Annotated in this window: 12 protein-coding genes; 9 read left to right on the top strand and 3 right to left on the bottom strand. The window is 72.7% G+C overall.

The window, feature by feature from the left end; genetic code table 11:
• Positions 1-212 precede the first annotated feature (212 nt).
• On the bottom strand, positions 213-812 hold the full coding sequence (locus tag M2271_RS12495) for a nucleotidyltransferase family protein (RefSeq protein WP_280887213.1): 600 nt from the start codon (positions 810-812) through the stop codon (positions 213-215).
• A 190-nt stretch (positions 813-1,002) separates the two neighbouring features.
• Between M2271_RS12495 and M2271_RS12490 the strand changes: the two genes are divergently transcribed.
• The gene (locus M2271_RS12490; RefSeq protein ID WP_280887212.1) at positions 1,003-1,323 is read left to right on the top strand and encodes a DUF5955 family protein; all 321 of its coding nucleotides are present in this window, start codon (positions 1,003-1,005) and stop codon (positions 1,321-1,323) included.
• Between the two features lie 98 nt (positions 1,324-1,421).
• Here the strand turns inward: M2271_RS12490 and M2271_RS12485 are convergent, their stop codons facing one another.
• Positions 1,422-2,216, bottom strand: a complete 795-nt coding sequence (locus tag M2271_RS12485) for an IclR family transcriptional regulator (protein WP_280887211.1) — start codon at positions 2,214-2,216, stop codon at positions 1,422-1,424.
• Between the two features lie 292 nt (positions 2,217-2,508).
• On the opposite strand from M2271_RS12485, the gene allB reads away from it, so the two are divergent.
• From allB to M2271_RS12470, 3 genes are all read left to right on the top strand, one after another.
• Positions 2,509-3,846, top strand: coding sequence for an allantoinase AllB (gene allB, locus M2271_RS12480; RefSeq protein ID WP_280887210.1), 1,338 nt, complete (start codon positions 2,509-2,511; stop codon positions 3,844-3,846).
• A gap of 59 nt (positions 3,847-3,905) precedes the next feature.
• Positions 3,906-5,057, top strand: a complete 1,152-nt coding sequence (gene alc / locus M2271_RS12475) for an allantoicase (RefSeq protein ID WP_280887209.1) — start codon at positions 3,906-3,908, stop codon at positions 5,055-5,057.
• A gap of 211 nt (positions 5,058-5,268) precedes the next feature.
• The gene (locus M2271_RS12470) at positions 5,269-5,877 is read left to right on the top strand and encodes a dihydrofolate reductase family protein (RefSeq protein ID WP_280887208.1); all 609 of its coding nucleotides are present in this window, start codon (positions 5,269-5,271) and stop codon (positions 5,875-5,877) included.
• A gap of 169 nt (positions 5,878-6,046) precedes the next feature.
• Here the strand turns inward: M2271_RS12470 and M2271_RS12465 are convergent, their stop codons facing one another.
• Entirely contained in the window at positions 6,047-7,069 is a 1,023-nt protein-coding gene (locus M2271_RS12465) for a Gfo/Idh/MocA family oxidoreductase (RefSeq protein WP_280887207.1), read from the bottom strand.
• Between the two features lie 130 nt (positions 7,070-7,199).
• Here M2271_RS12465 and M2271_RS12460 point away from each other — a divergent pair, with 130 nt between their 5' ends.
• The 5 genes from M2271_RS12460 to M2271_RS12440 all read left to right on the top strand — a co-directional run bounded on the left by M2271_RS12460 (position 7,200) and on the right by M2271_RS12440 (position 15,298).
• Entirely contained in the window at positions 7,200-7,937 is a 738-nt protein-coding gene (locus M2271_RS12460) for a GntR family transcriptional regulator (protein WP_280887277.1), read from the top strand.
• A gap of 378 nt (positions 7,938-8,315) precedes the next feature.
• Positions 8,316-9,464 (top strand): ROK family glucokinase, encoded by a 1,149-nt coding sequence (locus tag M2271_RS12455; protein ID WP_280887206.1) that lies wholly within the window; start codon positions 8,316-8,318, stop codon positions 9,462-9,464.
• Positions 9,461-10,045 carry a sugar kinase gene (locus M2271_RS12450; protein WP_280887205.1) on the top strand — a complete coding sequence of 195 codons (585 nt, stop codon included), beginning with the start codon at positions 9,461-9,463 and terminating at the stop codon, positions 10,043-10,045. Before M2271_RS12455 ends, M2271_RS12450 begins: the two co-directional genes overlap by 4 nt.
• A 97-nt stretch (positions 10,046-10,142) precedes the next feature.
• Positions 10,143-12,968 (top strand): DEAD/DEAH box helicase, encoded by a 2,826-nt coding sequence (locus tag M2271_RS12445; protein WP_280887204.1) that lies wholly within the window; start codon positions 10,143-10,145, stop codon positions 12,966-12,968.
• A complete protein-coding gene (locus M2271_RS12440; RefSeq protein WP_280887203.1) occupies positions 12,965-15,298 on the top strand; it encodes an SWIM zinc finger family protein in 2,334 nt (777 codons plus the stop codon). The genes M2271_RS12445 and M2271_RS12440 overlap by 4 nt, the downstream gene beginning before the upstream one ends.
• Positions 15,299-15,384: the final 86 nt, after the last annotated feature.

The raw sequence follows: 15,384 nt of genomic DNA, 5'->3' as shown, positions 1-15,384 counted from the left end.
CGGCCCGGGTAGGCGGTCGGCGCCCGCGGCGACGAGGGCGTTCTGGTTAGTGGATACTAGTTTCCTTATGGTGGAAGTTCAATGTTTTGTTGATGTCGGGATTCTCCGAGTCGAGCCACAATGGCGGCGCTCGGTGCCACGGCACTCCTCAAGGTGCCAGTCGCGGGTCCATCACACTCCTCACGGCGCGCCAGGTCGCGGGTCCACCGCACTCACTCAAGGCGCGCCAGGTCCGCCGCCGTGTCGATGTCGTACGGCTGGGCCACGTCCCCGCACTCGACGAGCGTGAGTGCCTCGTCGTGTGCCTTCAGATAGGCGCGTGCCCCCCGATCGCCGGTCGCCGTCGCGGCGATGCCCGCCCAGTGCGCGGCGCCGAGCAGGACGGGATGCCCGCGCACACCGTCGTAGGCGGCCGAGACCAGCGACGTCTCGTCCCGCCCGGCGGCGAGCACCCGGGCCGCCGCCTCCGCCCCGATGCCGGGCTGGTCGACGAGCGAGACCAGCGCGGCCCGCGCCCCCGTCCCGGCGAGCGAGTCGAGCCCGGCCCGCAGCGACGAGCCCATGCCGTCGGCCCAGTCGGGGTTTTCGACGAGCACGCAGTCACCGAGCTCCGCCTGCTCCCGTACGCGGTCGGCGGCGGCCCCGAGGACCACGTGGACGCGGGTGCAGCCGGCCGCGCGCAGCACGTCGGCCGCGTACTCGACGAGGGGTCGCCCCCGGTGCGGCAGGAGCGCCTTGGGGCGTCCGCCGAGCCGCCGTCCGCCGCCCGCCGCGAGAAGCAGCCCGGCCGTGCGCTGTTCGTTCTCCGTCATGCGTCCTGCATACCTGACGCCCGGGTGGGCGCCGGGTTTCGTAGGGCTGAATTTCGGTCAAGGCGGTGGCGCACCCGCTGTCGGGTGGCGTTTACTGACCCGCGTCCGTCAGCGCCGAGCAGCGCCCACGAGGAGCGCTCGGCGGGACGAAGAACGTGCGGGCGTACAACGGCGTGCAAGGGGGATGGCTGTGTTGCGGAGCTTGGGGCAAAGGCCGGTGGCGGGCAGTGACGAGGACCCCAGGGTGGTGGAACTGCGGACCGCGGTGTCCCGGCTGCGCCGCGAACTCGCCGCGCATCCCGCCGAGTTCCCCGACCGCGGGGTCGCGGAGGACGAACTCGCCGCCCTCGCCGCGATGACGGCCGGCGGTGCCCCCGAGGTTCCTCGGCTGCGCAGCTCGCTGCTGGTGATCGCCGCGGCGATCGGATCCGTCAGCGCGCTGTCGCGGGGCCTGGCGAACGTACGCGACGCGGTGGACCTGTTCGGGGAACCGCTGCGCGGGCGCGGCTAGGACAAGGCCAGGACCTCGCTCTGGGGCCCGCCCGAAGAAGGGCTCCAGCGAGTCGCGCCGGTCCCGTCGATTTCCGGCCGGGCCGGCGCGGTGGGCCGTCAGGCCGGGTTCTGGCTCGCCAGCGCCTGGGACAGTTCCACCGCCACCTGCTGGAGCACCGGCACGATCGTCTCCGTGGCCGCCTCCGTGACCCGGCCGGCCGGGCCCGAGATCGAGATGGCCGCCGCGGTGGGGGAGTCGGGGACGGACACGGCGAGACAGCGGACGCCGATCTCCTGCTCGTTGTCGTCGACCGCGTAGCCCTGACGGCGTACGTCCTCCAGCGCCGCGAGGAAACCCTCCGGTGTGGTGATCGTCTTCTCCGTCGCGGCCGGCATCCCGGTGCGGGCCAGCAGCGCGCGCACCTCGCCGTCCGGGGTGTCGGCGAGCAGGACCTTGCCGACGCCGGTGGAGTGCGGCAGCACCCGGCGGCCCACCTCGGTGAACATCCGCATCGAGTGCTTGGACGGCACCTGCGCCACGTAGACGATCTCGTCCCCGTCCAGCAGCGCCATGTTCGCCGTCTCGCCGGTCTCCTCGACCAGGCGGGCGAGGTAGGGCCGGGCCCAGGTGCCGAGCAGGCGGGAGGCGGACTCGCCCAGGCGGATCAGGCGCGGGCCGAGCGCATAGCGGCGGTTGGTCTGCTGGCGGACGTAACCGCAGGCCACGAGGGTGCGCATCAGGCGGTGGATGGTCGGCAGCGGCAGCCCGCTGCTCGCGGACAGCTCGCTCAGTCCCACCACACCGCCCGCGTCCGCCATCCGCTCCAGCAGATCGAAGGCGCGCTCGAGGGACTGGACTCCGCCGCTGGCGGACTTCGCGGAGTCGGTGGTGCTGGCGCTGGACGTCGGCACGGGCGCGTTCCTTTCGGCGCTGGCGGGAAGGGCAGAAGCCTACCCGCCAGTCGGTCGACTCCCTGCTGCTCAGCTACGTTCTGGGTGCCGGAACTCTCATTCCATCTGGTGGAAACGTCCAGAGTGGAGGCGCTGAAAGGCGTGGGGGACGTGTCCTCTTGACGGCGCGAGAACGGGAGTGAAGACTCCTTCAACAGAACGTTGAATTCCGTTACGTGGAAGTAAACGGAAATAAACGGAAGCAGCGGAAGCTGCAGAAGCAGCAGCAAACGGCGGCAGAGAGGGGCCCCAGGTGTCCGACGTGGAACTGGTCCTGCGCTCCACGCGCGTCATCACCCCGGAGGGGATGCGCGGGGCCTCGGTCGCCATCACCGCCGGGACGATCGTGGCCGTCCTTCCGTACGACGCCGGGGTGCCGTCGGGCGCTCGGCTGGAGGACTTCGGCGACGACGTCCTGCTGCCCGGGCTGGTCGACACCCACGTGCACGTCAACGACCCCGGCCGCACCGAGTGGGAGGGCTTCTGGACCGCCACCCGCGCCGCGGCCGCCGGTGGCATCACCACCCTCGTCGACATGCCGCTCAACTCCCTCCCGCCGACGACGACGGTCGAGAACCTCCGTACCAAGAAGAAGGTCGCCGCCGACAAGGCGCACATCGACGTCGGCTTCTGGGGCGGCGCCCTGCCCGACAACCTCAAGGACCTGCGCCCGCTGCACGAGGCCGGCGTCTTCGGCTTCAAGGCGTTCCTGTCGCCCTCCGGCGTGGATGAGTTCCCCCACCTCGACCACGACCGACTCGCCCGGTCCCTCGCGGAGATCGCGTCCTTCGGCGGCCTGCTGATCGTGCACGCCGAGGACCCGCACCACCTGGCGGCCGCCCCGCAGCACGGCGGCCCCAAGTACGCCGACTTCCTGGCCTCCCGCCCGCGCGACGCGGAGGACACGGCGATCGCCCAGCTCATCGCGCAGGCGAAACGCCTCCACGCGCGCGTGCACATCCTCCACCTGTCCTCGTCCGACGCGCTGCCGCTGATCGCCGCCGCCAAGGCAGAGGGCGTCCGCGTCACGGTCGAGACCTGCCCGCACTACCTCACCCTCACCGCCGAGGAAGTCCCCGACGGCGCCAGCGAGTTCAAGTGCTGCCCGCCGATCCGCGAGTCCGCGAACCAGGACCTGCTGTGGCAGGCCCTGGCGGACGGCACGATCGACTGCGTGGTCACCGACCACTCGCCGTCGACCGCGGACCTGAAGACGGACGACTTCGCGACGGCCTGGGGTGGCATCTCAGGCCTGCAGCTGAGCCTGTCCGCGGTGTGGACCGAGGCGCGCAAGCGAGGGCACGGCCTGGAGGACGTGGTCCGCTGGATGTCCGCCCGTACGGCCGCCCTGGTGGGCCTCGCCCGAAAAGGCGCCATCGAGGCGGGCCGCGACGCCGACTTCGCGGTGCTCGCCCCCGACGAGACGTTCACCGTGGACCCGGCGGCCCTCCAGCACCGCAACCGCGTCACGGCGTACGCCGGCAAGACCCTGTACGGCGTGGTGAAGTCCACCTGGCTGCGCGGCGAACGCGTCGTCGCGGACGGCGAGTTCGCCGAACCGAAGGGGCGGCTGCTCGGCCGCGCCCTCTGACTCCGCTCCGGCTCGCTCCGCCCCGCGGCGGCCGAGTCCGAAAGGCAGGCCTGATCCCCGTGACGGCGATGGAGAGTTTCACCGGCGACGCGCATCCCTACGGAGGCGGCGACCCGTACGCGGACTACCGCACCGCCGCCTTCCCCTTCACGCGGTACGTCGACCTCGCCGGCCGGCAGCTCGGCGCCGCAGTCATCGCCGCCAACGACGAGTTCTTCGCCCAGCGTGAGAATCTGCTGCTGCCCGGCCCCGCCGAGTTCGACCCCGAGCACTTCGGGCACAAGGGCAAGATCATGGACGGCTGGGAGACGCGGCGCCGCCGGGGCGCCCGGGCCGACCACCCCTGGCCGACGGCCGAGGACCACGACTGGGCGCTGGTCCGCCTCGGCACGCCGGGCGTGATCCGGGGCATCGTCGTGGACACGGCCCACTTCCGCGGCAACTACCCCCAGGCGGTGTCGGTCGAGGGCACGTCGGTGCCGGGCTCCCCGTCCCCCCAGGAACTGCTGGGGGACGATGTGCAGTGGACGACGCTGGTGCCGCGTACGCCGGTCGGCGGCCACGCGGCGAACGGCTTCGCCGTGTCGGTCGACCAGCGCTTCACCCACCTGCGCGTCAACCAGCACCCCGACGGCGGCATCGCGCGTCTGCGCGTGTACGGCGAGGTCGTACCCGACCCGAGGTGGCTGGAGATCCTCGGCACCTTCGACGTGGTCGCCCTGGAGAACGGCGGCCAGGTCGAGGACGCGTCGAACCTCTTCTACTCCCCGGCCACCAACACCATCCAGCCCGGCCGCTCCCGCACGATGGGCGACGGCTGGGAGACGCGCCGCCGCCGTGACCAGGGCCACGACTGGATCCGCTACCGCCTGGTCGCCCAGTCCCGGATCCGCGCGCTGGAGATCGACACGGCGTACCTCAAGGGCAACAGTGCGGGCTGGGCGTCGGTCTCGGTGAAGGACGGCGGGGGCGGCGAGGGCAGCGGAAGCGGCGAAAGCGGCGAGGACGGCGACTGGACGGAGATCGTCCCCCGCACCGGCCTCCAGCCCGACACCAACCACCGCTTCGTCCTCCCGACCCCGTCCGTCGCCACGCACGCGCGCGTGGACATCTATCCGGACGGCGGCATCTCCCGGCTGCGGTTGTTCGGCTCCCTGACGGAGGCCGGCGGGTCGACCCTGACCGCACGCCATCAGAGGCTGGGCGGCTGACACCGGGCGGGCTTCTCCCCGGAAGAAGGCCCAGGGCGGGTGACGACGTCGTCGGTCACGGGTGACCAGCGGGCCCCGGCCGCCGGACCGTACTCCCCTCACGCCGGCCGAGGTCCGACCGCCGACCGATGAGTTGCGGGTGCCGGTGGGGTCTGCCCTGATGACAACAGACCCCACCGCAGACAGACCCCACCGCAGAGAGAAGGCACCCATGGGCAAGCTCGTCTCCACCATGTTCGTCACCCTCGACGGCGTCTACCAGGCCCCCGGCGGCCCCCAGGAGGACCCCAGTGGCGGCTTCGACCAGGGCGGCTGGAGCGTCCCGTACGGCGACGAGGACTTCGGCAGGTTCGTCACCGAGGTCTTCGACGGCGTCGGCGCCTTCCTCCTCGGCCGTCGTACGTACGACATCTTCGCTTCCTACTGGCCGAAGATGACCGACCCGTCCGACCCCATCGCCACGAAGCTGAACGCCCTGCCGAAGTACGTCGTCTCGGGCACCCTCACCGACCCTTCCTGGTCCGGCACCACCGTGATCGGCGGCGACCTCGCCAACGAGGTCACGGCCCTCAAGGAGCGCACCGACGGCGAACTCCAGGTGCACGGCAGCGGGGCCCTCGTCCGCTCCCTGCTGGCCCTCGACCTGCTCGACACCCTGCACCTGATGACCTTCCCGGTCGTGCTGGGCGCCGGCCGCCGCCTGCTCACGGAGGGCGCCGTACCGACCGCCTTCCGGCACGCGGGCGGCCGGGTCACGGCAGCGGGCGTCTCCATCCAGTCGTACGAGCAGGCCGGGCGTCCGGAGTACGGCTCGTACTAGGAGCCGAGCCTCCAGCACCCTGCTTCATGGGGGAAGGGCTCTCGGCCCGCAGCCCCCACGGACATCAGCCGCGGGGCGAGGCACGTCCGACGCGGGTCAGGTGGTGGAGCCGCCGTCGACATGGATCGAAGCGCACGCCTTGCCGTTCGTCCGCCCGGGAGGGTCTCGCTCAGCCCACCAACGGCCACATACTGCCCTGGGTCTCCGCCACCCCCACGGTCCTGCGCTCGCGTCGCGACATCTCACAGGCCTCGGCGATCCGCAGTGCCTGCAAGGCCTCCCGTCCGTCGCACGGATTGGCCAGCGCCCCCCGTACGACGTCCACGAACGCGCACAGTTCGGCCTCGTAGGCGGGCCCGAACCGCTCCAGGAACCCCGTCCACGGCTTGTCCGCGGCCGGCGGCCCCGTCGGCTCGGTGGACGCGATCGGCGTCCGGTCGTCCAGGCCCACCACGATCTGGTCCAGCTCCCCGGCCAGCTCCATGCGCACGTCGTACCCCGCCCCGTTCAGGCGCGTCGCCGTGGTCGTGGCCAGCGTGCCGTCGTCCAAAGTGAGCAGCGCCGCGCCCGTGTCGACGTCGCCCGCCTGCCGGAACATCGCCCCACCCGCGTCGGACCCGGCCGCACACACGTCGACCACCTCGCGCCCGGTCACCCAGCGCAGGATGTCGAAGTCGTGGATCAGGGTGTCCCGAAAGAGCCCGCCGGACACCGGCAGATACGCCGCCGGCGGCGGCGTCTGGTCGGAGGTCAGTGCCCGCACGGTGTGCAGCCGTCCGAGCCGCCCCGAGCGCACCGCCTCGCGCGCCCCCGCGTAGCCCGGGTCGAAGCGGCGCTGGAACCCCATCTGCAGGATCGTTCCGGCCGCCTCGACCTCGCCGATCGCCTCTAACGTGCCCGCCAGATCGAGGGCGATCGGCTTCTCGCAGAACACGGGAAGCCCCGAGCGCGCTGCCCGACCGATCAGTTCGGCGTGCGCCGACGTCGACGTCGTGATCACCACGGCGTCCACGCCCCAGTGGAAGATCTCGTCCACCCCCGGCGCCGCCGTCTCGCCCAGACGGTGCGCGAGCTCCTGGGCCCGCGCCGGGTCGGCGTCCGTGAGGATCAGGGAGCCGACCTCCCGGTGCCGGCTGAGTGTGTTCGCGTGAATGGCCCCGATGCGGCCTGTACCGATGACTCCGATGCGCATGGGAACAAACTGCGTGCGGAGTCGCCACGATGTCAATGCGCATGTCCGGACAACCGAACTACACAACTTCCCGTCAACAACGCACGGAGCTACGCTCGGCCCCGTGCCGAAACCAGAGGTGGTCCCGACCGTGCCGCTCGATCTCCGTGTGGATCGCAGCAGCCCCGTGCCTTTGTACTTCCAACTGTCCCAGCAACTGGAGGCCGCGATCGAGCACGGAGCGCTCACCCCCGGCAGCCTGCTGGGCAACGAGATCGAGCTTGCCGCGCGGCTCGGCCTGTCGCGGCCCACCGTGCGCCAGGCCATCCAGTCGCTCGTCGACAAGGGCCTTCTCGTGCGCCGCCGGGGCGTCGGCACCCAGGTCGTGCACAGCCAGGTCAAGCGGCCGCTGGAACTCAGCAGCCTCTTCGACGACCTGGAGGCGGCCGGTCAGCGCCCCGCGACAAAAGTCCTCGTCAATACGGTCGTCCCCGCGCCCGCCGAGATCGCGGGCGCCCTCGGCCTGGCCGAGGACAGCGACGTACACCAGGTGGAACGGCTGCGCCTCGCGCACGGCGAGCCGATGGCGTACCTGTGCAACTACCTGCCGCCCGACCTGCTCGACCTGGACACCGGGCAACTGGAGGCGACCGGCCTCTACCGCATGATGCGGGCCGCGGGGATCACCCTGCACAGCGCCCGCCAGTCCATCGGCGCCCGCGCGGCCACCGCCGCCGAGGCCGAGCGGCTCGGCGAGGAGGCGGGCGCCCCGCTGCTCACCATGCAGCGCACCACCTTCGACGACACCGGCCGCGCGGTCGAGTTCGGCACCCACACCTACCGGCCGACCCGCTACTCCTTCGAGTTCCAGCTGCTCGTCCGGCCATGAGCATCGCCCTCGTACGGTCCTGACGAAGCCCGTTCTGTACACCGGGTTCGTCGCAATGTCAGGACAAAATGACCACCGTACCCTGGAGGGCGGAAACGGTCGGGCGATCTCTTGTTGTCCACTGCTGTCCATTGCTATCCATTGCTTTCTCCTGCCATTCGCTGCCATTCGCTGCCATTCGCTGCCATTCGCTGCTATTCACTGGCATTCGATGGCATGAGCCGCAGCGGGTTCGCGAGGCGCGGGACTGTTTTCTCCGCCGCGTGGGCCCGCCGGGGCCCCGCCCTCGCACCCGCACCGCGCTCGGAAATCGGCAGGAACCGCCCCATTCTTCCCCCATGCAGCACACAGCGTGAACGTGCGGCAGAATCGGGCCCGATGAGCACCTACGGCAACTTCAGCGCCCCCATCGGCTCCCGCCGCGCCACAGCGCTGCGCACCGTCGGTACAAGGGAGCGTCGTTCGCACCTGACGGCGCCCCGCGTGCCGACTGTCGGCATCGACATCGGCGGCACGAAGGTGATGGCGGGTGTCGTCGACGCCGACGGCAACATCCTGGAGATGCTCCGCACGGAGACCCCGGACAAGTCCAAGAGCCCCAAGGTCGTCGAGGACACCATCTGCGAGCTGGTCCTGGACCTGTCCGACCGGCACGACGTGCACGCCGTCGGCATCGGCGCGGCCGGCTGGGTCGACGCCGACCGCAACCGGGTGCTCTTCGCGCCTCACCTGTCCTGGCGCAACGAGCCCCTGCGCGACCGCATCGCCGGCCGTCTCGCGGTTCCCGTCCTCGTCGACAACGACGCCAACACCGCCGCGTGGGCGGAATGGCGGTTCGGCGCCGGCCGCGGCGAGGACCACCTCGTCATGATCACGCTCGGCACCGGAATCGGCGGCGCGATCCTGGAGGACGGCCAGGTCAAGCGCGGCAAGTACGGCGTCGCGGGGGAGTTCGGCCACATGCAGGTCGTGCCCGGCGGCCACCGCTGCCCGTGCGGCAACCGCGGCTGCTGGGAGCAGTACAGCTCCGGCAACGCGCTGGTCAGGGAGGCCCGCGAACTGGCCGCGGCCGACTCCCCGGTGGCGTACGGCATCATCGAGCACGTCAAGGGCAACATCGCCGAGATCACCGGCCCGATCATCACCCAACTGGCCCGTGAGGGCGACGCCATGTGCATCGAGCTGCTCCAGGACATCGGGCAGTGGCTCGGCGTCGGCATCGCCAATCTGGCCGCCGCGCTCGACCCGTCCTGCTTCGTGATCGGCGGCGGTGTCTCGGCCGCCGACGACCTGCTGATCGGCCCCGCGCGGGACGCGTTCAAGCGGCAGCTCACCGGTCGCGGCTACCGCCCCGAAGCCCGTATCGCCCGTGCCCAGCTGGGCCCCGAGGCCGGCATGGTCGGCGCCGCCGACCTCGCCCGGCTGGTCGCCCGCCGCTTCCGGCGTGCCAACCGCCGCCGGGTCGAGCGGTACGAGCGCTACGAGCGGTACGCGGAGGCCCGCCGTACGTCCGAGGGGTCCGCGTGACCGCTTCGCTCCCTCACCAGACCGCGTCGTACCCGGCCGGTCAGACCGGGCCGGCCGAGGACCGCCGGCACAAGATCCGCCGCCGGGCGCTGACGCTGAGCATCATCGTCCTCCTGATCGGCGTCCCGGCCGGCTACCTGGTGATCTCGGCCAACCAGAGCCGCGACAGCGGCAAGGTCAAGGAGGCGAAGTACTCGGCGACCGGCCTCACCGCGGGCTGGCCCTCCAAGGTCCAGCGCCGGCTGTACCAGATCCCGGTCCCGCACCCGGCGGACCGGGTCGCGTACTACGAGACCAACAACTGGAAGACCAGCCGCCTGTACATCCAGTTCCGCACGTCTGACGCGGGCCTGGACGCCTTCCTCACGGGCATGGGCGTCAACCGGGGCCAGCTCAAGCAGGACGACATCACCATCGGCGCCCGTGACCAGCACATCACCGGCTGGTCCTTCAAGGGCCCCGGCCCATGGTCCGGCTTCGTCCACCGGCAGAAGAACCCGGCCCCCACCCAGGACATCGTCGTCAACCTGTCCGACCCGGCGTCCCCCATGGTGTACGTCGTCTCGCGCGCCGTTCCGTGACGAGGGGCTCCGGCCGGTCGCCGGGGCCGATTGTCAGACCCCGCCCGTAGAGTCGAAGACGACTGATCCGACACACGGGCGGGAGGTGGCAGGACGTATGAGCGACACGGCATCGATGGCCGGGCGTGCGGGGGAGAGCGTCCCCCTCCGGCTCGCCGCCGTCTTCCTGCCCGCGCCCCTGCCCCGCGAGGGCCGCGTCGCCTTCTGGGACCCCGAGGACGCCGAGGTGCCCGCCGCCCCCGGCGAGATCACCGTCGTACGGTGGCACGGTGCCGGAGTACGTCGCAGGACCGCCCCGGCGCTGTCGCTGCCCGTCGGCGAGGCCCTGCCCCTGCTCGTCCGCGCCCGGCGTGACCCCGCCGCCCACCCCGCCACCGCCTGCTGGGGCGCGGCCGCGCTGCACGCGCTGCGGCTCATCGCCCGCGGCCGCCTGCTCCCCGGCCTGACAGCCACCGGCCACGACGCCTGGCGGGCCGGCCCCCTCGACCCGGACGACATCGCCCACCTGCGCGCGGTCGCCGCCGCCCTGCCGTACGAGGGACACGCGGTCCCGCTGTCCGGCCCGGGCCCGATCCGCCTGCCCGAACCGGAAGCGCTGATGCGCTCGTTCCTGGACGCGGTCGCGGACACCCTGCCCCGCACCCCCGCCGCGCCGTACGCCTCCGGCAGGCCCTTCGCCGCCCGCCAGCCCCAGCGTCTGCCCGACGCCCAGGACTGGGCCGCGGAGGTCGCCGCCGGGATGGACGCGGGCGTGCGGATCTCGCTCCGCCTCGACCTGTCGGCGTACGACCTCTTCGACGACTCGGGCGTAGGGGCCCGCAGCGCGGGCGCGGCGATCGTCCAGGTGCACAGCCTCGCCGACCCCACGCTCATCACGGACGCGGCGGCCCTGTGGGCGGGCGCGGCGGACACGGCCTTCGGTCCCCGCGCGCGGGTGGACGCCGCTCTCGCGGTGCGGCGCGCGGCCCGGGTCTGGCCACCGCTCGACCAGCTCTCCGAGCAGGACGTGCCCGACGTACTGGCCCTGTCCGACGAGGAGTTGGGCGATCTGCTCGGGGCCGCCGCGACCCGGCTCGCCGCGGCCGGGGTCGCCGTGCACTGGCCCCGGGACCTCGCCCAGGACCTCAGCGCGACCGCGGTGGTCCGGCCCGCGCCGGGCTCGGCGACCGACGGCACCGGCTTCTTCGAGAGCGAGGAACTGCTCCAGTTCCGCTGGCAGCTGGCGCTCGGCGGGGACCCGCTCAGCGAGGCCGAGATGGACGCGCTCGCCGAGGCCCACCGCCCCGTGGTCCGTCTCCGGGACCAGTGGGTGCTGGTCGACCCGGCTCTCGTCCGCAAGGCCCGTAAGCGCGAACTGGGTCTGCTCGACCCGGTCGACGCGCTCTCCGTCGCGCTCACCGGCACCGCGGAGGTCGACGGCGAGACGGTCGAGGCGGTACCGGCCGGCGCCCTGGCCGCCCTCCGGGACCGCCTCACGGCCGGACTGCGGCCCGCCGAGCCGCCCGCCGGCCTGCGGGCCACCCTCCGCGACTACCAGCTCCGCGGTCTGGCCTGGCTCGACCTCATGACCTCCCTCGGCCTCGGCGGCTGCCTCGCCGACGACATGGGTCTCGGCAAGACGATCACCGTCATCGCCCTGCACCTGCGCCGGGCCCGCCGGGAGCCGACTCTCGTGGTCTGCCCGGCCTCCCTCCTCGGCAACTGGCAGCGGGAGATCACCCGGTTCGCGCCCGGCGTCCCCGTCCGCCGCTTCCACGGCCCCGAGCGCACCCTGGACGACCTCGACGGCGGCTTCGTCCTCACGACGTACGGCACGATGCGGTCGGCGGCACCGCGGCTGGCCGAGCAGCGCTGGGGCATGGTCGTCGCCGACGAGGCACAGCACGTGAAGAACCCGTACTCGGCGACCGCGAAGGCGCTGCGTACGATCCCGTCGCCGGCCCGCGTTGCCGTGACCGGCACCCCGGTCGAGAACAATCTCTCCGAGCTCTGGGCGCTGCTGGACTGGACGACACCGGGGCTCCTCGGCCCCCTGAGGTCCTTCCGCGCCCGGCACGCGCGCGCGGTGGAGAACGGTGAGGACGAGGAGGCGGCCGTCCGGCTCGCCCGACTGGTGCGCCCCTTCCTGCTGCGCCGCAAGAAGTCCGACCCCGGCATCGTGCCCGAACTGCTGCCCAAGACGGAGACGGATCACCCGGTCCCGCTCACCCGCGAACAAGCGGCGCTCTATGAGGCGGTGGTGCGTGAGTCGATGCTGGCGATCGAGACCGCCGAGGGGATCGGCCGCAGGGGTCTCGTGCTGAAGCTGCTGGGAGCGCTGAAGCAGATCTGCGACCACCCCGCGCTGTATCTGAAAGAGGAGGTCCCGGTGACGGCCGGCGACAGGCTCGCCGCCCGCTCCGGGAAGCTCCTCCTCCTCGACGAACTGCTGGACACCCTGCTGGCCGAGGACAACTCGGCGCTCGTCTTCACGCAGTACGTCGGGATGGCCCGCCTGATCGCCTCCCATCTGGCCGCCCGCGCGGTCCCGGTGGACCTCTTGCACGGCGGCACGCCGATAGCAGAGCGGGAACGGATGGTGGACCGCTTCCAGGACGGGGCGACCCCGGTCCTGGTGCTGTCGCTCAAGGCGGCCGGCACGGGCCTGAACCTCACCCGCGCGGGACACGTCGTCCACTTCGACCGCTGGTGGAACCCGGCCGTCGAGGAACAGGCCACCGACCGCGCCTACCGCATCGGCCAGACCCAGCCGGTCCAGGTCCACCGCCTCATCACGGAGGGCACGGTCGAGGACCGTATCGCGGAGATGTTGGAATCCAAGCGAGCCCTCGCCGACGCGATCCTCGGCTCCGGCGAGTCGGCCCTCACAGAACTGACGGACCGCGACCTGTCCGACCTGGTCTCCCTCCGGAGGACATCATGACGGCCCGCCCCGCCGACGCGGCCCGCCGGGCCCTGCGGGAGGCGCGGGAGGCGCGCGAGAAAGCGGACCGGGAGAAAGCCGACCGGGAGAAGACGACGGACGCCGACGGGCTGAGGGCGCCGTTCGGACGGGCCGAGGACCAGCCCAGGGCGAAAGGCACCGGCGACGACGCGCCGGCCCGTCCCGGAGGTGCCGCGACGGACCGTACCGAAGATGCCGCGAAGTCCCGCGCCGAGGCTCCCGAGGCTCTTGAAAGTGAGGGCGAAAGGTCCCGGCGCCAGGAAGCGCGCCCCGCGGATGTCGCGCGCGAGGCGTTGCGTGCGGCGCGCAGCGAGGCCCGCCAGGCTCACGGCGACGCCATGCCGCCCGAGGGCGGTGGTGCACCTCGGGGTGAGGCCCTTCGGCGACCCGGGCGAACCGCCGCCACGAGCCGGGAGCGCGGCCCGGCGGCGGTCCGTCCGGACGCGTCTGTGCGGGCGCGTGACCTGCGGGCGCTGTTGGCCGACGTGGCCGACGCCTTCCGGATGCCTGACATGGCGGTCACGCCGGAGGGGGACCCCGGCGACGAGCACGGTGAGCGGCACGAGGGTCCCGGCCCCCTCACCGGAACGCCGACTCCTGCGACGACCCCGGAGGACGTCGGCGCCGCCGACACCAGGCCCGCCTCAGCCCTGTCAACGGCGCGTACGGCCACCCGCCCGTCGACCTCGGGCTCGGCGCCCGCCGACCTCGACTTCCGGCTGCCTCCTTCGGCGCCCGCCGGCCCTGGCTCGCGGCTCTCACCCCCGGTGGCGGCCGATCTGGGCTCCCCGCTGTCGTCTTCGGCGCCTGCTGATCCCGGTTCCCGGCTGTCGTCTTCGGTGCCTGCTGATCCTGGTTCCCGGCTGTCGTCTTCGGTGTCTGCTGATCCTGGTTCCCGGCTGTCGTCTTCGGCGCCCGCAGATCCCGGCTCCCCGCTGCCCCCTCCAGCACACGTCGGCCCCGGATTCCCGTCCGCGACCCTCCCGCCGGTCACCCCAACTCCACCGCCCTGGCCCCACGGCACCGCACCCTCCACGCCCGCTCCACCCCGCCACCCCCGCTCCATGGCCGCCCCCGCACGTGACGGTGAGCTCCGCCGTACCTTCCCCGCGTTCCCGGCCCTGCCGTCCGGCGGGGGCGGGTTCGCCGAGACCTGGTGGGGGAACGCCTGGGTCGCCGCGTTGGAGGAGGGCACGCTGGACACCCAGCGGCTCGTGCGTGGTCGTGGGTATGCGGAGCAGGGACACGTGGACGCCATCACCGTGACGCCGGGTCTCGTCCTCGCCTATGTGCAGGGGAGCCGCCCCCGGCCGTACCGTGTCCAGGTCCGGCTGCGCACGCTCGACGACGCCGACTGGGACCGCTTCCTGCACAGCGCAGCCGAACGGCCCGCTGACATCGCCGCGTTGCTCGACCGGGAGATGCCCCACACGCTGGCCGACTCCGGCGTGCCGTTGCTGCCGGGTCCGGGCGACCTCGACCCCCGGTGCAGCTGTCCCGACTCCGGCCACCCCTGCAAGCACGCCGCCGCCCTCTGCTACCAGACCGCACGTCTGCTGGACGCCGACCCGTTCGTCCTGCTCCTGCTGCGCGGTCGCGGCGAACACGAGTTGCTCGGCGCCCTGTCCCGACTCAGTGCCGCCCGCGCGGCCCGCGCCGCCCAGGAACGGGGCCCGGCACCCCTGCCCGGCGTACGGGCCACGGATGCCCTCAAGCCCCGCCAACTCCCGCCCCTCCCTGCACCGTTGCCGACGCCCCGGCATCCGGAACAGCCCCCGGTGTACCCCGCGACCGCGGGTGGCCCGGACCCCTTCGCCCTGGACCAGCTGGCGACCGACGCGGCGACCCGCGCCCACGCCCTGCTGGCCACCGGCCGTGACCCGGTCGGCGAACTGACCCTGTGGCAGGACGCGGTACGGCTCGCCGCGGCCCGCCCCGGTTCGGGCCTCACCGCCGGTACCCGCGCCCTCTACTCCTCACTCACCTCCGCCACCGGCCGAGCCCCGGGCGACCTGGCGCGTGCGGTCGCCGCCTGGAGACAGGGCGGCCTGGAAGGACTGAGCGTCCTGGAGGAGCCCTGGGACCCACCGGCCGGCCGCTTCGACCGTGCCCGCCCCCTCCTTCTCGCCGCCGACCTCCCCGCCTTCCGGCCCTGGCACAACCATCTCACCCACCCCCGCGGCCACGTCCAGCTCCGCCTCGGCCGCGACGGCCTCTGGTACGCCTACGAGTCCGAGCCCGCCCACGACGACTGGTGGCCCCGCGGCACCCCTGACCTGGACCCGGTCGGCGCACTGACCGGCCTGTGAGCACCGGGCGCACTCAGGGACGACGGACGCGCGCCGGCGGTACTGCGCCCCACATGCGCAGGCGAGATCCTCCTGACCGCGAAGGC

This window comes from Streptomyces sp. LBL, assembly GCF_029893585.1.
In the GTDB taxonomy this organism is placed as follows: Bacteria; Actinomycetota; Actinomycetes; order Streptomycetales; family Streptomycetaceae; genus Streptomyces.
The sequence above is the reverse complement of the archived record's forward strand: the minus strand, read 5'-3'. Positions and strand labels throughout refer to the sequence as shown.

Coding starts and splice junctions, on each gene's coding strand:
- M2271_RS12495 (WP_280887213.1), bottom strand. CDS start 812: ATGACGGAGAACGAACAGCGCACGGCCGGGCTGCTTCTCGCGGCGGGC.
- M2271_RS12470 (WP_280887208.1), top strand. CDS start 5,269: ATGGGCAAGCTCGTCTCCACCATGTTCGTCACCCTCGACGGCGTCTAC.
- M2271_RS12465 (WP_280887207.1), bottom strand. CDS start 7,069: ATGCGCATCGGAGTCATCGGTACAGGCCGCATCGGGGCCATTCACGCG.
- M2271_RS12455 (WP_280887206.1), top strand. CDS start 8,316: ATGAGCACCTACGGCAACTTCAGCGCCCCCATCGGCTCCCGCCGCGCC.
- M2271_RS12445 (WP_280887204.1), top strand. CDS start 10,143: ATGAGCGACACGGCATCGATGGCCGGGCGTGCGGGGGAGAGCGTCCCC.
- M2271_RS12440 (WP_280887203.1), top strand. CDS start 12,965: ATGACGGCCCGCCCCGCCGACGCGGCCCGCCGGGCCCTGCGGGAGGCG.